Annotated in this window: 15 protein-coding genes; 3 read left to right on the top strand and 12 right to left on the bottom strand. The window is 72.6% G+C overall.

The genetic code is table 11. The annotated features are described in order from the left end of the window. Positions 1-77: 77 nt before the first annotated feature. From ACLHRZ_RS17585 to ACLHRZ_RS17540, 10 genes are all read right to left on the bottom strand, one after another. Positions 78-2,585, bottom strand: coding sequence for an aldehyde dehydrogenase family protein (locus tag ACLHRZ_RS17585; RefSeq protein WP_490419388.1), 2,508 nt, complete (start codon positions 2,583-2,585; stop codon positions 78-80). Further along, complete coding sequence (locus tag ACLHRZ_RS17580; protein ID WP_490419387.1) at positions 2,582-3,736, bottom strand: LuxE/PaaK family acyltransferase; 1,155 nt, start codon at positions 3,734-3,736, stop codon at positions 2,582-2,584. The genes ACLHRZ_RS17585 and ACLHRZ_RS17580 overlap by 4 nt, the downstream gene beginning before the upstream one ends. After that, positions 3,733-4,869 (bottom strand): GNAT family N-acetyltransferase, encoded by a 1,137-nt coding sequence (locus ACLHRZ_RS17575; protein WP_490419386.1) that lies wholly within the window; start codon positions 4,867-4,869, stop codon positions 3,733-3,735. The genes ACLHRZ_RS17580 and ACLHRZ_RS17575 overlap by 4 nt, the downstream gene beginning before the upstream one ends. Then, positions 4,866-6,158, bottom strand: coding sequence for an MFS transporter (locus ACLHRZ_RS17570; protein ID WP_490419385.1), 1,293 nt, complete (start codon positions 6,156-6,158; stop codon positions 4,866-4,868). The genes ACLHRZ_RS17575 and ACLHRZ_RS17570 overlap by 4 nt, the downstream gene beginning before the upstream one ends. After that, the gene (locus ACLHRZ_RS17565; RefSeq protein ID WP_490419384.1) at positions 6,155-7,426 is read right to left on the bottom strand and encodes a phenylacetate--CoA ligase family protein; all 1,272 of its coding nucleotides are present in this window, start codon (positions 7,424-7,426) and stop codon (positions 6,155-6,157) included. Before ACLHRZ_RS17565 ends, ACLHRZ_RS17570 begins: the two co-directional genes overlap by 4 nt. Before the next feature lie 231 nt (positions 7,427-7,657). Then, entirely contained in the window at positions 7,658-8,311 is a 654-nt protein-coding gene (locus ACLHRZ_RS17560) for a response regulator (protein ID WP_490419383.1), read from the bottom strand. Between the two features lie 35 nt (positions 8,312-8,346). Further along, positions 8,347-10,032, bottom strand: a complete 1,686-nt coding sequence (locus tag ACLHRZ_RS17555) for a sensor histidine kinase (RefSeq protein WP_490419382.1) — start codon at positions 10,030-10,032, stop codon at positions 8,347-8,349. Positions 10,033-10,139: 107 nt separating this feature from the next. Beyond that, the gene (locus ACLHRZ_RS17550) at positions 10,140-10,592 is read right to left on the bottom strand and encodes a large conductance mechanosensitive channel protein MscL (protein WP_490419381.1); all 453 of its coding nucleotides are present in this window, start codon (positions 10,590-10,592) and stop codon (positions 10,140-10,142) included. Between the two features lie 111 nt (positions 10,593-10,703). After that, a complete protein-coding gene (locus ACLHRZ_RS17545; protein WP_490419380.1) occupies positions 10,704-10,973 on the bottom strand; it encodes a DUF1876 domain-containing protein in 270 nt (89 codons plus the stop codon). Positions 10,974-11,059: 86 nt separating this feature from the next. Further along, positions 11,060-11,995, bottom strand: a complete 936-nt coding sequence (locus ACLHRZ_RS17540) for a PrsW family intramembrane metalloprotease (protein ID WP_490419379.1) — start codon at positions 11,993-11,995, stop codon at positions 11,060-11,062. A 107-nt stretch (positions 11,996-12,102) separates the two neighbouring features. Between ACLHRZ_RS17540 and ACLHRZ_RS17535 the strand changes: the two genes are divergently transcribed. From ACLHRZ_RS17535 to ACLHRZ_RS17525, 3 genes are all read left to right on the top strand, one after another. After that, complete coding sequence (locus ACLHRZ_RS17535) at positions 12,103-12,231, top strand: hypothetical protein (protein WP_490419378.1); 129 nt, start codon at positions 12,103-12,105, stop codon at positions 12,229-12,231. 118 nt (positions 12,232-12,349) lie between these two features. Beyond that, positions 12,350-13,930 carry a hypothetical protein gene (locus ACLHRZ_RS17530; protein ID WP_490419377.1) on the top strand — a complete coding sequence of 527 codons (1,581 nt, stop codon included), beginning with the start codon at positions 12,350-12,352 and terminating at the stop codon, positions 13,928-13,930. A gap of 77 nt (positions 13,931-14,007) precedes the next feature. Continuing rightward, a complete protein-coding gene (locus tag ACLHRZ_RS17525; RefSeq protein WP_490419376.1) occupies positions 14,008-14,466 on the top strand; it encodes a hemerythrin domain-containing protein in 459 nt (152 codons plus the stop codon). A gap of 6 nt (positions 14,467-14,472) precedes the next feature. Here ACLHRZ_RS17525 and ACLHRZ_RS17520 read toward each other — a convergent pair whose 3' ends face one another. Next, entirely contained in the window at positions 14,473-15,798 is a 1,326-nt protein-coding gene (locus tag ACLHRZ_RS17520; RefSeq protein ID WP_490419512.1) for a wax ester/triacylglycerol synthase family O-acyltransferase, read from the bottom strand. A gap of 180 nt (positions 15,799-15,978) precedes the next feature. Beyond that, positions 15,979-17,358: a condensation domain-containing protein gene (locus ACLHRZ_RS17515; RefSeq protein WP_490419375.1), complete on the bottom strand. Its 1,380-nt coding sequence runs from the start codon at positions 17,356-17,358 to the stop codon at positions 15,979-15,981. Positions 17,359-17,373: the final 15 nt, after the last annotated feature.

The raw sequence follows: 17,373 nt of genomic DNA, 5'->3' as shown, positions 1-17,373 counted from the left end.
AGACGGCGCAGCCGTTGCGGCCTGGCGGGCCTGGTCGGCAATGACCAGGCCCGCACCAGCATGTACGGCTGGACGGCCTAACCCCGCTCGTCCACCACCGCCCGCAGCTTGCCGCTCGTCGGCGTGCGGGCGAAGTCCGCGCCGTCCACCGTCTCGACGGTCACGTCGAGCAGCCGCTCGTCCACCGCCGTGCGCAGTTCGGCGTAGCCGGCCAGCAGGGCGGCGTGCAGGGCGGCCGGTTCCGTGCCGCCCGTGGGTTCCACGCGGACGGTCAGGTGTTCGCGGGTGCCGTCGTTGGACAGCACGATCTGCAGCTCGCCGCGGTAGCGGCAGTCCTCCTCCGCGATCGCCACGAAGCGGCGGTGGTTGAGGAAGTACGTCGCCACGCGCATCACGTCACCGAGCCTGCCCAGCAGTTCGAAGCGCGGGGAGCGGCTGCCGCAGGGGCAGGGGCCGGGCAGGGCGCGGCCGAGGTCGCCGATGACGTAGCGGTCCAGGTTCTGGCCGCGGCGGGCGCGGGTGGTGAAGACCAGGCGGCCCGTCCCGCCCGGCTCCACCGGGTGGTCCTCCTCGGGGTGGAGGATCTCCAGCGTGTGCAGGTCGGCGTGCAGGTGGTGGACGCTGCCGCTGCTCTCGGTGCACTGGTAGCCCAGCGGGCCCAGGTCGGTGCTGCCGTAGGTGATGGAGCGGATGCACTCGATGCCGAACGTCTCGGCCAGGGTGTGCCGTTGTTCCTCGGTGAAGTGCTCGCCGCCGTAGAAGATCTTGCGGATGCCGCCGTACGAGCGCAGCAGGTCCGCCTGCTCGTGCAGGAGCTGCCACAGGTAGGAGGGCATGCCGAAGAGGGTGTCGACCCCGTACTCCACCAGCATCTCGGCGGTGGCCCGGTGGTCGGGGCCGGCGGCCATCGGCATCTGGACGCCGCCCAGGCGTTCCAGGATGGAGAAGAAGCTGATGAAGCCGCCGTACATGCCGCCGCAGTAGAAGAGGTTGGCGGTGCGGTCGTGCTTCGGGTCGTACCCGGCGGCGAGCAGGCCGCGGGCGGCGGCGTGCATCTGGGTGTCGTAGTCGTCGTAGCTGAAGAGCGACAGGGCGGGGGTGCCGGTGCTGCCGCCGCTGCGGAAGTACAGCTCGGCGTCGCGTGTGTCGACCTGGCGGTTGAGTTCCTGCACGGCGGCCTTGTCGAGCAACGGGCCGGACGGCGGCGGGAATTCGGCGGTGCGGGCCAGGTCGTCGAGGCAGGCGGTGGTGGTGAAGCGGGCGTCGGCCTGGACGGCGACGCGGCGGCTGTAGCGCTGGAGGGCGTAGACGCCGTCGTGCGGTTCACCGGGGTAGCTGGCCAGCATGGCGCCGACCGGGGTGACGCGGGTGACGCCCGCGGCGAGGGCGGTGCGCGAGAGTTCCGCGACGTCCGCGGTGCTGCCCGCGATGCCCGCGGTCTGCAGGTAGCGGCGCATCGGGCGCAGGGTGGCGATCAGCTGTTTGCGGGGCAGCGGCTTGACCCACACGCTGCGGTGCAGCGGGGAGGCGGTGAGCGCGGCCCGGGTGTCGGCCAGCACGCGGCTGGAGCCGTCGGGGGCGGTGAAGACCCGGGTCAGGCCCAGGTGTTCCTCGAGGCGGGCCATGAGCTCGGTGGTGGTGAGCTCGGCCTCCTCGGCGGGGCCGAGGTCGTCCTGCAGCACCGCCGGGGGCATGCCGGCCAGGACGGCGGCGAAGCGTTCGGCGAGGGCGAAGACCTCGTCGTGGTCCTCGGTGTCGAGGTAGACCACCTGCGGGCTGGAGCAGGCCTGCTGTTCGTGCAGGCAGACGTCCGCGGCGAGGGCGTCCAGCACGGTCGCGTCCTGGGCGGCGTCGCGCGTCAGGTAGGCGAAGGAGATCTTGTGGCCCCACTCCACCAGGCGGCAGCCGGGCGGGACATGGGCGGCCACGCCCTCGACGGCGGCCTCGCCGCCCCACACCGCGACGGCGTCGGCGGGGGCGCACATCAGGCCCAGCCAGTCCTGGCGGGAGGAGGGGAAACGCAGCACGATCACGCGCTCGGCGACGGCCCCGGTCGGGTCCAGCGCGGCGAGTTCGGCCAGCAGATGCTGGGCGAGGAGGGTGTCGGCGCTGCTCGTCTTGAGGATGTTGACGTTCCCGGCGAGCAGTCCTTCGACGACGCTGAGGGGTGCGACGGTGACGGCGTTGCCGGGGGCGATGTGGGCGACGAGGCCGACCGGGGCCCAGGCCTCGTAGACGGTCTCCTTGGCGTCGGGGCGGCCCAGCCGCTGCGGGGCGGTGCCGCCGAGTTCGCGGCGCAGCTTGCGGGTGAGCTCCTCCCGGCTGAAGAAGGCGCCGAGTTCGGCGAGGACGGTCGCGTCCTCGCCCTCGGGCAGGTGCGCGGCGAGGCGGGCGTGCACGGGGTGCGCGGGGTCGCGCAGGGCGGTGCCCAGGGCCTCGCAGGCGGCCAGGAGGGTCTCGGTCTCCAGCGGGGTGGCGAGCGTGGCCTCGACCGCGGCGGGCAGTTCGGCGAGGCGCCGGCCGGCCTCGGCGTCGTCGACGAACGCGCCCTGCCAGTAGTGGTGTTGCGGGTTCTCGACGGTCACGACATGCCCTTCATCAGTTCGGCGGCGGCCACCGCGCAGCTGCGGTTGCGGCTCACTCCGGCGCGGCCGTGGATGGTGAACCACGGGGTGTCCAGCGCGCAGCCGCACTCCTCGCCGGGGTGCAGGGAGGCGAGGTCTCCCATCAGGACGCTCTGCGCCGGTACGGAGGTGATGTACGGCGAGACGAGGTGCAGGTAGCCGGTCTCGCCGTACGGCAGCGGTTCGAGGGTGCGGGTGGAGCGGATGAACACCCGTGACCACACGGGGGCGTGCAGCCGGTGGTGGTCGCACTCGATGTAGGGGATGCAGTGCTCGACGGAGCCGAAGGTGTCGCGGATCCGCTCGGAGGGGATGCCCAGTTGTTCGGTGACGCGGACGTAGAGCTCGTCCTTGCCGATCTGCCGGTCGGTGTGGCCCTTCCAGCCGCCGCCGAGGATCACCAGGGAGCCTTCGGGCAGGGTCAGGGGCGGCATGCCCAGGGCGCGCATGCGTTCCAGGGTGAAGAAGAGGAACGCGGGGAATCCGAGGATGCGGACGGGCGCGTCGTCCTGGGCGTAGCGCTGCAGGGCGGCGATGCAGCCGAAGGGGTCGAACTCGTGGCCGTTGCCGGTGTGGCGCAGAGCGTGTTCGACGTTCCGGGCCGGTGCGAAGTCGCACAGGTAGTTGTCGGTGAAGGAGGTGCCGAGCTTCAGGTCGCGGGCGGGCTCGTAGCTGTAGAGCAGGTAGTTGACCTCCTGCTCGGGGGTGATCCAGCCGTTGTGCTCGAAGATGCGGGCGACCATGCGCTGGGCGGAGCGGATGGTCCACCGGTCGAAGAACATCTGCGACTTCTGGCCGGTGGTGCCGGAGGAGGTCAGGTGCAGGTCGACCTCGTCGCGCGGGATGGAGAGCACTTCGTGGCGCTTGAAGAAGTTGGCGTGCACCAGGGGTGCGCGGAACGGTGCAGCGCTGTCGTCTTCCGTGCGCTCGTACAACGCGCCGAAGAACGCCGACCGTTCGCGGTGCCAGGCGTTGGTCTCGGCCATGGCGGCGGCGAACAGCTCGTCCTCGGCGGGGCCGCAGGTGTAGGGGTCGGTCAGGTCGCACAGCTGCTGGACGTGGGGCAGCAGGTCAGGGTCGGGGACGCCGATCGGGGCGAGATGGGGGTTCACGGGGCAACCTCGAGTGTGGGCAGGTAGGTCGACGCCCAGGCCGACAGGTAGGAGTCCAGGTAGGGCTGGAGCGGTGCGTCGACGACCACGCCGCGGAAGTCGATCTGTTCGGCGGTGCGGGACATCACCACGTAGTCGTGGAATCCGTCGCCCTCCGGGCGCATGGCCGGGTAGAGGGCGCTGGGGATGAAGCCCTGGTGCAGGAACGCGGAGATCGCGCGGTGGTGGTCGAGCGGCACGAGTGCCTCGACGTAGCCGGCGCCGGCGCGGGTGAGGGTCTGCGTGAGCGGCTCCAGCCAGGCGGCCGCGGCGGCCGGTTCGGGGTGGGCGGCCACCAGGGCGCAGTACCGTCCGGTGCGGTTGAGGTAGGCGTAGACCTCGAAGCCGCCCTCGTCGGGCATCAGCAGCACGTTGGGCGTGTGCAGCGGGTAGAACCACTGGGCGCTGTCGGGGAAGCGCTCGCGGAAGCGGCGGCGTACGAAGGCGGGTGCCTCGATCATCTCCAGCCGCGCCGCCGCGGGCCGGGGCGGCGCGGGGACGGGTGCGGTGGCCCGGGTGTCCGCGTAGCTGACGCCCAGGCTGCGCTCGACGTTGCGCAGCAGCGGGGCCAGCGGGGCGGGCACTTCGGGGACGGGGAGGCGCCGGTCCAGCACGCCCTGCGAGTAACGCGCGTAGAGTGCCAGGCTTTCGCGGGAGTTGAGGTCCACCGCGTTGGGCAGGATGCCCATGGGCCGGAAGCCGTTGCGCGTGACGACGCGCTGCGGGCCCGCGATGACGGTGCGGACGGTGGCGTACACCGAGTCCAGCCGGCCCTGGTCGAGCATCTGCGCGCACAGCGCCTCGGTGAGTGCTCCGGCGAGGCCGCCCGCCCGGTGGTCGGGGTGCACGGCGAGCCCTTCGAGGCGGCCGATGCGGCTGCCGGGCTCGCTGTGGATGGCGGCGGAGCCGACGAGGGCGTCGGTCGCCGTGCTGCGGGCGACGAGCCAGAGGGTGTGCGGGTCCCCGATGAGCCGGGTCATCTCGGCCGGGTCGGTGCCCAGTGCCGTGGGGTAGTGGGGCCCGTAGACCGCGTAGTAGAGCTGGCGCAGGTCGGCGATGTCGGCGCAGCCTGCGCGGCTGATCGTGGCGGTCATCGCTCCCCTCCCCCGGTGCCGGCGAGCTCCGGTGCGGGCTCGTCCGCGGGCTCTTCGGACGCGGCGGGGGCGGGGTCGCCCAGCAGGGCCAGCATGCAGGCGACGGGCAGGATGCCGGCCGCCTGGACCAGGCACAGCGTGCGCGCCGAGAGGGCGTCGCCGAGCAGTCCGAAGAGCAGGGAGGCGACGGGGAAGGTCGCGCCGAGCACGGCCTGCATGACGGCGAAGAATCCCGGCTTGTCCACGGCGGGGACGAGCCGCTGGAACAGGGCCACGAAGCGCACCCCGATGACGCCCACGCACCAGCCGGCCACCACCAGGCCGCCCGCGAAGGCGAGTTGCGAGGCGACGAGCCCGGGCAGGGCGAGCGCGGCGGCCATCAGGCCGAGGCAGGACGCGCCGACCACGGTGGGCCTGCCCGGCACCCGGGCGCCGGTGAAGGAGCCGATCAGCGTGCCCGTGCCGAGCGATGCCTCCAGCAGGGCGACGGTGCTGCCGCCGTTGTGGAGCACGGACTTGGTGTAGAGCGGGATGACGACGAAGACCGCGGTGGTGAAGAGGTTGGCCGCGGTGAAGCAGACCAGGATCTTCCGCACGAACGGCAGGCCGGAGAGGATGCTGCGCAACGTGCGCTGTCCCCCGGCCTCTTCGCCGGCCTCGCCGTCGGCCCCGAGGGGGCGGAAGCGGGCGGTGGTGACGAGCAGGGCGGCCGTCGCGTAGGCGACGGCGCAGCCGACGGCCAGCCCGGCGATGCCGGCCCGGTCGACGATGAGCGCACCGAGCAGCGCGCCGCCGAGGCTGGCGAGCGACTGGGTGGACAGCTCGAATCCGGTGGCGGCCTCGATGTCCTCGTCGTCGACGAGTTCGGGCACCGAGGTCGTCAGACAGGGGTCGAAGAACGCCTGGCAGGTGGACAGGGCCAGGGTCGCCGCGTAGGCGGCCGCGAGCGGCAGGCCGGCCGTGCCGGCCCAGACGGCCAGGGCGGCGGCGGCCGTTCCGGCTCCGGCAGCCGCGGTGCGCAGCACAGTGCGGTGCGCGCAGCGGGCGATCGCCCGGGCGACGACGGGGGCCAGGGCCACGGCGGGCAGTGTGCTGACGGCCATGAACAGGCCGGAGGCGAGGCCGCGTCCGCCGGAGACGGCGTAGGCGACGAGCCACCAGGAGACGCCGACCTGGAACATGCGGACGGCGGCCTGGGTCAGGACCTGGCCGAGCCAGACGGCCCCGAAGGCGCGGTTGCGCAGCACGAGCGGCAGTCGGCGGCCCGTGCCGGTGGTCTCGGCGGTCATGCGGTCGGCCTCTCGTCCACGACGCGCACGAGCTTGCCGGAGCGGGTGTTGACGACGAGGTCGCGGTGGTGGACCCACTCGACGGCCAGGGGGTGCACGAAGCCCTTGGTCATGCTGTCGGGGTACAGCGGCCGGGCGTTCTCCAGCCCGGTCACCACGGCCTTGGCGAGGACGTCCAGTTCGGCCGGGTCGTCGTCGCCGGGGGCGGTGGCCAGGCGCAGGACGAGTCCGTCGCGGCCGTCCCAGCGGCGCACGACCAGCTGCATGCCGGTGATGCGGCCGTCGCCGTCGGCCCGGGTCACGGCGTCCTGGGCGTCCTGCGAGTACAGGGAGACGGGGCCGACGCGCACGCCCTCGTCGGCGCGGCCGAGGATGCGGAAGTGACCGGCCTCGACGTCGGTCCACTCTGCGCGGTCGCCCGCGGGGAAGCGGATGATGGGCATGAGGCGGCGGAACAGGCTGGTGACGACGACGCGTCCGGGCCGTCCGGGCTCGGTGATCGGTTCCCCGGTGGTCTCGTCGAGGATCTCGACGACGGAGTGCGGGGTGAAGGCGCGGTGCACCCGGGCGTCGGGGCCGGGGACGGGGCAGCCGAGCAGTCCGGCGTCCACGCTGGCGTAACCGAGCGAGCGGGCCTCGGCGTTGGGGAAGGCGGTGGCCAGCAGGCGGCGCTGGTCGTCGAAGAGGGCCTCGCCGCCGAAGAGGACCAGCTCCACGGCGGGCAGCTGCAGACCCGCGGTGACGAGATGGTCGGCGAGCCGGCACAGGGTGGTCGGGGTGCCCGCCACCACCTGGGCGGCGAAGTCCTGCAGGGTGGTGACCGTCGACTCCAGCGGGGCGGCTCCGCCGATGGGCAGCCGGACGTTGGCGACCGGGGCGTGCGCGAGCGAGTCGAGGATGAACAGGAAGCTGGCGTAGAGCTCGCCGGCGTAGAAGAGGTCGGCGACCCGGTGGCCGGGGCGCAGACCGGCCTCGGTCATGCCGTGGCCGAAGGCCGTGACGAACTCCTGCCACTCCTCTCGGGTGTAGCAGGAGAACTTGGGTGCGCCGCTGGTGCCGCCGGTCTTGAAGACGACCGCCTCTCCCAGCGGTTCGGTGAGCACGCGGTTGTTCTCGAGGGTGTTGGCCCGCCAGAACTCTCCCTGGTCGATGACGGGGAGGTCGGTCAGGCGCTCCGCACCGGGCGGAAGTGACGCATAGAGAGCGGCGTAGTACGGGGAGTTGTGACGGGCGAACCGTATGAGGTCCGGGAGTTGCTGGACGGGCATGCCTTTGCCTAGGGGTGTGGAAAAGGGGCAGGGACCGCGGCGTGGCGATATGGGTGGTCGCCGCCTGCGGAGTGTGTGAGGTGGCCCCCGCGCCCTCACGTTGAGCGGGCGTCAGAACTGACGTCCGGTCATGATGATGAAGGATCGAAGGCGAAAAGTACAAAGCGGCTGGTAAACGTACGGCAAATGCGGCCGGAACCCTTAGTTCTTCCGGCGATGCTGACCAGTCGGTCAGATACCCAGTCCGGCGTCGCGAGCCAGCAGCGCGGCCTGGACGCGGTTCTCGCACTCGAGCTTGGCGAGAATCCGGCTCACATATGTCTTCACCGTGGCCTCGCTCATGTGGAGCCGGCGGCCGGCGTCGGCGTTCGACAGCCCCTCGCCCAGCAGGGCCAGCACCTCGCGCTCCCGCTCGCCGAGCACCGCCACCCGGCGCCGCGCCTCCTCGCCACGGAGCTCGGCCGGGCCGGACGCCAGGGAGTCCGCCACATGCCGGGTGGCCGCGGGGGACAGGTACGCATCCCCCGCGGCGGCGGCCCGCACCGCACCGATCAACTCGCCCGGGGCGGAGTCCTTCAGGAGGAAGCCCGCACCGCCCTGCCGCAGCGCTCGCAGCACGTTCTCCCGCTCGCCGAACGTGGTCAGCACCAGGGCGCGCACCCCGGGGACCGCGCGACTCAGCTCGGCGAGCGCGGCCAGCCCGTCCATGACCGGCATCCGGATGTCGAGCAGGGCGACGTCGACCCGGTGCGAGCGCGCCAGCTCGACCGCCGCCCGCCCGTCGGCGGCCTCCGCCACGACCTCGATGTCGTCGGCCGAGGTGAGAATCATCCGGATGCCCGCCCGGATGAGAGGCTCGTCGTCGGCAATGAGGACGCGGATCACCTGGTCTCCCGCTATGAGAATCTTCGAATCTTCAACTAATTCTGAACGTCGAACTCGCGCTTCTCGATCAGTTTCCCGTCCTTGAAGCAAAAGCGGAAAACGGTGTCCTTGGTCCCCTTCGAGCCCTCCGAGGACACCAGGGACAGGCAGCTCGCACCGGCCGGCTGCGCAGGACCCTTGTCCTTGATTTCTTCCGTGAAGAAGGACTTCCCCGACGGCAGCCGGTCCCGCACCTGCTGCTCGGGTTCGCCCACCTTCACCGAGTCGTAGACACTGCGGTCGACGAACCCCTTGTTGGTCTCGTCTATCGTCGTGCCCACCGCCAGGAAGGTCAGCGCGGCCAGCACCACCAGGATCAGCAGGGCGATTCCGCAGCCGATCAGGCAGCCGTTGCTCTTCCGCGTACTCATGATGTCCTTGAACTCCTCGCGGGGATCCAGCCGGTCGATGACCGGACCACCCTCGCCGGGAGTCCCCCACGCGGGCTGCTGCCGAAGGTCGTCCTCCGCATCGACGAAGGTCGCCCGCGCCTCCCCCGAGCCGTAGGGCAGCAGCCCCGCGAGCCGGAACCCGCCCCCCACCGGTCCCGCGAAGACCATGCCGCCGACCAGCCGGGCCCGCTCCCGCAGCCCCGTCAGCCCCTGCCCGCCGCTGACCGCCTCCTCGCTGCGGACCGGCGCATCCGGACCGGCGGGGCCGTTGGCCACCTCGACGACCAGCGAATCCGGCTCGAAGCGCACGGCGACGGTGATGGGGGCTCCCGGCGCGTGCTTGTACGCATTGGTGAGCCCCTCCTGCACGATGCGGTAGCCGGCGTGGTCCACGGCCGGGGCCAGCGGCCGCGCCTCCCCCGAGCGCTCCAGCGTCACCTGCATCCCGGCCGCGACCGCCGAATCGACCAGCCCGCCGATGCCCGCCACCACCCGGGCCGGCGCCTCCGTCCCGGACTCCTCGCCGACCGTGCCATCCTTGAGGATGCCCACCACCTCGCGCAGCTCGTGCATGGCGGCCACCGAGGCCTGGCGCAGCACGGCCACCGCCTCGCGCTGACGCCCTGTCAGCTCCCGGTCCACCTCCAGCGCGCCCGTCTGCACGGCGATCAGGGCCAGTTGATGGCCGAGGCTGTCGTGCATGTCCTGGGCGATGCGCTGCCGCTCGCGCATCCGCGCCTGCCCGGCGATCATCTGACGCTCGCGCAGCAGCTGGGCGTTGCGCTCCCGCAGGGTCTGCAGCAGGGTGCGCCGCTGCGTCCAGTAGCGGCTGGCCAGCCCCGGGACCACGGCGAACACCAGGAAGAAGAGCGTGCCCAGCACGAGCAGGAAAGGCGCCGACCGCTGCTGAGTCCACAACGAGAGCCCCACGTAGAGCACGAGGGAGGTGCCGAAGACGCCCAGCGCCTTCAGCACGCCGTCGATCCTGCGCCCGGCGGACCAGGCGGCCAGCGGCAGGATCAGCCCCGCCGCATCCGTCACCGCCGACAGCGCGGAGACGGCGACGAGCGTGGTCACGGGCAGCCCGCGCCGCACGAGGGAGAGCACCGCCACGCCCAGGGCGGCCCCAGCGGACCGCAGCAGGCCGTGCCCGCCCGCCAGCTCACCCCAGCCCGCGAGCAGGGCGAGCACGGCCGCCAGCAGGCACTCCCACACGAGCCGCCTGCGGGGCCAGTCCGCCGGATCGGTCACCCGCCCCCACAGGTCACGGGCCCACGATGTCGCATTCACCCCCGCACCATAGGCAGCCGGCGCCATCCGTGGCGTTCACCGAAAGTCGCGTCGTGGATCGACGGAAGTCGCACAAGATCAGGGCAGGCCAGGGCTGCGGACCGTCCTCAGGACGGGCGCGGCGCGCCGGCACCGGCAGCCGGGGGCTGCTCGGCGCAGCAGTGGCGGCACTTGGTCGCCGCCGCGGGCAGGTCCTCCGACAGACAGGCCGGGCAGGTCTTGAGCGCCCCCGGCTCCCCGAAGACGGGCACGCCGCGCCGGGCCTGCACGTGCTTGTAGGGCACGACGATGAAGAAGTAGACGACGGCCATGAAGATGAGGAAGTAGATCACCGCCGAGATGAACGACCCCAGGTCCAGATAGGTCGCCTTGTTCCCCCGGCGCCCGAGCTGCCAGCCCAGCCCCAGCGAACGGCCGCCCTGCAGGCTCGCGATGATCGGATTGATCACGGAGTCGGTGAACGCCTTGATCAGGGTGCTGAAGGCCAGCGCGATGATCAGTCCCACGGCGACGGTGACGATGTCACCGCGCATCACGAAGTTCTTGAGTCCCTTGAGCATGAACGTGCTCCTGGCGTCCGTGTGGATCTGGTGGATCTGTCGGGCCAGGAGGCACGCTACCCACCCCCCTCACCGTCCGCACCCGGAGCGCGGCACACGAGCGGGTGCGGCTCACATCGTCGGGTGGGCCTGGATGTGCGTGACCTCCTCGATGTCGTGGCCGGCCTTCTGCATGAGCTCGCGGGAGAGCGCGTTCAGGGCCCGCGCCGCGGCGACCTCCTCGCCGACCCGCAGCTGCTCCGGGTCGTCCGGATGCCGCGTGGCGTGGCCGCGCGCCCGCATCTCGGTCCCGTCGGGGAGCCTGAGCATGCACGCCGCACGCGTCTTCTTGTCGACCTCTTCGAACTCGAGATCGACATGCCATCCAACGATCGTCTGCATGGCGTCCACCTCCTGCGTGACATATCCAGCGTGCACCTCGCCCGCCGATTGCGACACCGGTGGGCACGGCCCCCGCGCACCCCGGCTCAGCCGCCGCCCCAGTGCGGCGGCGGGGCCGCCGGGCGGCGCTCCCCGCGGCCCCGGGCCAGCGCCAGCAGCCAGGCCACCCCGACGAGGGCCACGACCACGAGCCCGCCGTCGGAGAACAGCGTGTAGAGGTGCTTCTGCTCACTCGTGGGACGGGGGATGTAGCCGAGCGCGAACAGCTCGCGCTGGCCGCCGCTGGCCGTCAGCGCGTACACCAGCCAGACGGCGATGCCGTTCATCGAGTCCCACAGGGCGTGCAGCACCGACACCCCGATGTAGGTGAGGACCACCGGCGCCGGGAAGCGGAAACGGCCGTCCGGGCCGCGGTGGGCGAGCAGGACGCCGCCCAGGATCGCGGTCCACAGGCCGTGTCCGAAGGGCGCCAGCAGCCCCCGCAGGATCTCCGTCTCGATCAGGCCGCGCAGCGAGAGCCCCCGGACGGTGAGCAGTGCGTTGAGGGCGTAGCCCGCGCTCTCCAGGGCGGCGAAGCCGAAGCCGACCGCCGCGCCGAGGACCAGGCCGGCGCGCAGCCCGCGCACCTCGCGGTGGCGGCGCAGCAGCAGGATCAGGGCCCAGGCCTTGACGGCCTCCTCGATCAGGCCCACCCCGAGGAACAGCCAGACCGAGGGGTGCAGCAGGTAGTACTCCAGGACCGAGGCGCCCAGCACGCCGAGGACGCCGCCGACGAAGAAGCAGCCGAGCAGCAGGTCGATGCCGAGCGTCCGGCCGTGCCGCTCGTAGGCCCACAGGGCGAAGCAGCCGGGGACGAGGAAGCTGCCCAGGAGGATGAGCGTGGGCAGCAGGTTGGTGTTCTGGGTGAAGTACGTGACGACGACGGCGAGGATCCACAGGGTCAGCCCGGAGGCGAGCCAGTGCAGCCAGAGTCCCCGGCGGGGGGCCGGGGGGTGCGCGGGGTGGTTCATGGTGTCGTTCATAACCGCCTCCCGTCGTGCCTGCTCCCGCGTCACCCGTTCCAGTGATTGCGGCGGTGTCCCGGCGCGCCGACTCTGGGACACGGACGGGTGACGAAGGGGGATACGCCGTGACAAAGGACCAGCCCGCGCCGGACACGGCACCGGCCGACGCCGCCCCGCTGCCCGCCCGGTTGCCCCCGCTCTGCACCGACATCGAGCTCGCGCGCGAGGTCACCGCGTACGCCGGCCGCCGGTGACGGGCGCCCCCGCGCTCGGTGCCGGGGAGTTCACCGCGGCGCTGCACGCGCACTCCGACCGGTACCGGCGTCGCGCTGCGGCCCGGGGACCGGATCACCGCGACCCAGCCCCGCATCCGTGCAGCCCGCCGTCGTCCAGAAGCGGGCCGACGCCGTCGGCCCGCTGCGCTTCGGCAGTCACGTCTACGCGTGCGGGCAGTGTCTGCGCCTCGACGGAGCGGTGCCCGGGGCCACGGTGACCGTGCAGCAGGGACCGCTCGTCCTGGGCAGCGCGCCCGCACCGGACGGGACGGCCCGCATCGCGCTGCTCGCCCCGGTCGCCGCCGGGCGGCCGGTCGCCCGGCAGTCGGCGTGCGGCACCCCGGGAGCGGCCACGATGCACAACAGCGTGTACGCCTTCGACGCGGACGACCCGGGTGCGGCGACTCCCCTGTGGCACGCCTCGCTCGGCCCGGCGGTCCCGCTGCCCGACCCGGAGATCGGGCCGGGCGACTACCGGGACATCGCCGTCGAGGTCGGCATCGTCAGCACGTCGGTCATCGACCTCGGCCGCAACGTGCTGTACGCCGTCGCCTTCACCAAGGACGGGCAGGGATACCACCACTCCCTGCACGCCCTCGACCTCGGCAGCGGGCGCGAAGTGCTCGGCGGCCCGGTGCGGATCGCCGCCACGGTGCCGGGCGACGGCGACGGGAGCAGCGGGGGACGGATCGCCTTCACCAGTCACCGGCAGCTGCAGCGCGCGGCGTTGGCCCTGGCCGACGGGCGGCTCTACGCGGCGTTCGCGTCCTACGGGGACCGCAGCCCGTACCACGGCTGGGTGTTCGGCTTCGATGCCGGCACACTGCGGCAGACCGGGGTGTACATCACGACGCCGGACACCGGTCTCGGCGGGATCGGGCAGGCGGGCCAGGGCCCGGCCGTCGACGACGAGGGCTTCCTGTACGTCATGACGGGCAACGGCGGCTTCCGGCCGGACGGTTCGAACCTGGGCGACAGCATCGTCAAACTCACCCCCGGCCTCACCGTGGCCGACTGGTTCTCGCCGTTCGACAACGCCGCGCTCAACACCGCGGGCGCCGACCCGGGTTCGGCGGGCCCGCTGCTGATCCCGGGGACGCGCCTGCTGCTCGGCGGGGACGAAGAGGGCACGTTCCATCTGCTGGACACCCGGGCGATGGGGCACTTCCACGCCGGGTCCGACAGCCAGATCGTCCAGAGCTTCTCCGTCGTGCCGCCCGGCGCGCAGAGCCACCACCTCCACGGCGGCGCCGTCCACTGGAACTTCCCGGGCGGCCCGTGGGTCTACGTATGGCCGGAGAACGCCTTCCTGCGGGCGTACCGGTTCGCGGGGGGCCGGCTGGAGACCGCCGCCGTCTCGACGAGCACGACCACCGGCCCGGCCGGCGCGCCCGGGGGCATCCTCTCGCTGTCGGCGCACGGCACCGACCCGGCCACGGGGCTGCTGTGGGCCTCGCACCCGTGGCGGGCGGACGCCGGCAACGCCGTCGTCGAAGGCGTCCTGCGGGTGTACCGGGCCACCGACCTCACCCAGGAACTGTGGAACAGCAAGATGCACCCGGCCCGCGACGGCGTCGGCTCGTTCGCGAAGTTCGCCGCACCCACGGTCGCCGACGGCAAGGTGTACCTGGGCACCTTCTCCGGTGCCCTGCACGTGTACGGACTGCTGACCGACTGAGCACCCTCCGTCGTCACAGGCGAAGCCCGTCCCGCCGTGGCACCGTGGAAGGGAAAGCTCTACCCAGGGATGGTGTCATGGCACGCGACAGCGACGTCATCAAGGAACTCGAGACCGACCACCGCGCGCTCGAGGAGCTCTTCGACCAGTTCCACCGCACCCGCCTCGAGGACACCGCGCGCGAGAGCCTGCTGGACGACGTGACCGCACAGCTGATGTGGCACTCGGCGGCCGAGCAGCAGTACCTGTACCCGGCCGTGCGCGAGTTCCTGCCGCAGGGGCCGGAGACGGCCGAGCAGGAGATCACCGACCAGACGCACCTGACCGACATGGTCCGGGACCTGGAGTCCAGCCGGGTGTACGAGCCGGGCTTCGACGGCCGCGTCCGCGCGCTGGAGCGGGAGATCGCCCAGCACATCTCCCACGAGGAGCACGTCCTCTTCCCCAGGCTGCGGCAGTCGTGCCCGGTCGACACGCTCGACGGGCTCGGCACCGAGGTCCGCCGCGCGCGGGCGTCGGCGGCGCACGTCGGCTGAACCGGCTCAGGTGCCGCAGACGGCGACCAGTTCGGCGGCCTCCTCCGTGATCGACCGGGCGAGCAGGTCCAGGTCGGGCACGGCGACGGCGTCGGCGAGCAGGCCGTAGCAGACGCGGTCCTCGTACGTGGTGATGCCCACGGCCAGGGACTGCCCGGGCGCGAGCGGGGCGAGCGGGTAGGCCTCGCGGACGGGGCTGTCCGCGAGCGTGAGGCCCTGGGCGCCGCGCAGCGGGACGCTGGAGACGAGCAGGTCGTAGAACAGGCGGCCCGAGCGGGCGATCAGGCCGCCGCCGAAGCGGTGGCCGAGGGGCGGGATGACGTCGGCGAGCAGCGCCGCCGCGCCCGGCCCGTCGGCGGGCCCCGTCTGCTTGTTGCGCGCCATGTCCTCGCGCACCGCACGCAGGCGGGCGAGGGGCTCGGCCTCGTCGACGGGGAGGCGGGCCAGGTAGCCGGAGAGCCGGTTGCCCGCGGGGCTCGGGTCGCGCGGGTCGCGCAGCGACACGGGGACCAGGGCGCGGGGGCGTACCCCGTCGCTGCCGTCGCCGCGCTTGTCGAGCCAGCGGCGCATGCCGCCCGCGACCACGGCGAGCAGGACGTCGTTGACGGTGCCGCCCGCGGCCTCGCGGACGCGGTTCACGTCGCGCAGGTCGACGACCGCGCCCTCGGCGCGGCGGGCCCCGGTGGCGCGGGAGGTGAGGGCGGGCGAGGAGCGCACGCCCCACGCGGCGCGGGCCATGGCGGAGCTGATGGACAGGGCCTGTGCCGCGTCGGTGACGGCACCGCGCACCATGCCGGACAGCGTGCGCAGATCGGGCAGGCCCAGGCCGGAACTCCGGGGCCGCGGCGCACCGGCCGGAGCAGAAGCCCCGGCGGCGACGGGGTCCAGGAGCGACAGGACGTACGACGCCGCGCGCATGCCGTCCGCGTGGGCGTGGTGGAAGGTGAACAGGACGGCGAAGGACGTGCCGTCCGCGCCGGGCAGCACGTGCGCGGCCCATGGCGGCCGCCCCCGCTCCAGGGGCTGCTGCATCAGGATCCCGGCGGCGGTGTGGAAGTCCCGCACGGGCTCGGCGAGATGGACGTGGTCCAACGGGTCGAAGTCGGGGGCGACATGACGGGCGGCGGCCCCGACGGGCAGCCAGACGGGGCGGATGCGGGTGTTCAGACCCGGTATGCGGGCGGCGCGGGCGGCGAGCAGCCCGGCGGCGCGCCGGGCCGCGTCCGGGCCGTCGGCATCGAAGACGAAGAGGCCGCCCATGTGCAGGGGGTGGCCGGCGGACTCGATGTTCCAGAAAGCGAGGTCGAGCGGGGAGAGCAGTTCGGGGGTCACGTCAGAGGTCACAGGGTCTCCGAGGTCACGGCGCTGCTGGGGCCTGGGCGAACAGAGTCAATCGCCCTCGGTCGACTACGGTCAAGTACGACCGGACCACGCTACGTTAACGACACGTTACGACCTGCGGGTTTCGGACACCGCCCTAGGACACGCTCCGGGGCACGCCCTGCCGCCGCCCTACCGCTCCCCCAGCACATCGTCCCGGGCGCTCACGCCGCGCGCGTCCGCGACGAGGCCGGCGATGGCGTTGCGGTACATCTCACCGATGGCGCACAGCTGTTCCTCGCCCACCTTGCTCACGTCGGCTTCGAGGTCCAGCGCCAGCAGACCGGTGAAACAGTCCTCGGTGAAGGACACGCGCAGAGTGACGCCTGTGCGCAGGTGCGCCTTGGCGTCCAGCGACTCGACATCGGTGACCGCCAGAAGTTCCTCGAAGCTGCGGAACTGCGACCAGCCGAAGGCGATGTCGGTCAGTTCCCGGCCTCCCGCCAGGCGTTGCACCTCCGGGTACGGGCACTGCCGCACCGCCCGCAGCTCGTGTTCCTTGTCGAGCACGGCGCGGATGAGGCCGCTCCAGTCGGTGCCGGCGGTGCGCAGCCGGTAGGGCAGCGCGTCCAGGCGGACCCCGATGACGTCGGTGCCGTCGTCCCCGTCCTCGGAGCGGCCGTCGGACTCGACGGCCAGCACGACCTCCTCGCGCCCGATGAGCGAGGCCAGCACCCGGGCGTGGACGGCGAGCAGCACTTGCCGGAGCCCGGCGTGGTGATGCCGTGCGAGGGCGGCCAGTTCCGCGCACACCTCGGGGTCGAGGCCGACGCCGAGGAACCCCGCCGTCGCGGTCTCCGTGTCACAGGTCTGGCACCCGTCCGACAGGCCGCGGTCCGTGGCGGGAAGGAACATCGGTTCCACGTCCGCGAGTTCGGCCGACCAGAATTCCGCGACCGCAGGGTCGCCCAGCGCCGCCTCGTCACGGGCGATGCACTCGGCGAAACGATGCGCGGGCCGGGGTGCCCGGCTGCGCGGGGAACCGCCCTGCCCCGCCCAGTAGTCGGCGAGGATTTCGGTGATCAGCGACGACTCGCTCCAGCTGTCCAGCAGGGCCTCGTGGAAGGACGGGCAGAACAGGAATTCCCGGTCGCCGAGGACGTGCGCGGCGATGCGCATGAGCGGCGGTTCCGCCCGGTCGTAGGCCGTACTGCGCTCCTGCTCCCGCCATGCGGCGAGGTAATCCTGCTGTTCGGCACGGGAGTACGGGCGCAGATCCGTCACCGTCGTCCGGACCCCGGCCGAGCGGTGCACCAGTTGCAGCGGCCGGGAATAGCCGGCGAAGTGGAAGGAGGTGCGCAGGAGGTCGTGGCGGGCCACGGCGCGTTCGACCGCCGTCCGCAGGGCCCCGTGGTCGTAGGCGGCGTTCACGCGCAGCATGAACAGGTCGCCGGCCGCGTGCGTGCCGCGGAGGAACAGATCCGTCTGGAGGGCGCCGACCGGGTAGGCGTCCTCGACCGTGCGGGGCACCCGCGCCCGGTCCTCGGCGCGGATCAGGCTGAAGGGCTGCACGGTTCCTCCCGGGCC

The organism is Streptomyces sp. AM25, assembly GCF_058146165.1.
This window is presented reverse-complemented; position numbering and strand designations above follow the sequence as displayed.

What these genes read in the sequence shown, in the direction of transcription:
- ACLHRZ_RS17575 (WP_490419386.1), bottom strand. Translation starts at nt 4,869, where the DNA reads ATGACCGCCACGATCAGCCGCGCAGGCTGCGCCGACATCGCCGACCTG.
- ACLHRZ_RS17570 (WP_490419385.1), bottom strand. Translation starts at nt 6,158, where the DNA reads ATGACCGCCGAGACCACCGGCACGGGCCGCCGACTGCCGCTCGTGCTG.
- ACLHRZ_RS17565 (WP_490419384.1), bottom strand. Translation starts at nt 7,426, where the DNA reads ATGCCCGTCCAGCAACTCCCGGACCTCATACGGTTCGCCCGTCACAAC.
- ACLHRZ_RS17550 (WP_490419381.1), bottom strand. Translation starts at nt 10,592, where the DNA reads ATGCTCAAGGGACTCAAGAACTTCGTGATGCGCGGTGACATCGTCACC.
- ACLHRZ_RS17545 (WP_490419380.1), bottom strand. Translation starts at nt 10,973, where the DNA reads ATGCAGACGATCGTTGGATGGCATGTCGATCTCGAGTTCGAAGAGGTC.
- ACLHRZ_RS17540 (WP_490419379.1), bottom strand. Translation starts at nt 11,995, where the DNA reads ATGAACGACACCATGAACCACCCCGCGCACCCCCCGGCCCCCCGCCGG.
- ACLHRZ_RS17525 (WP_490419376.1), top strand. Translation starts at nt 14,008, where the DNA reads ATGGCACGCGACAGCGACGTCATCAAGGAACTCGAGACCGACCACCGC.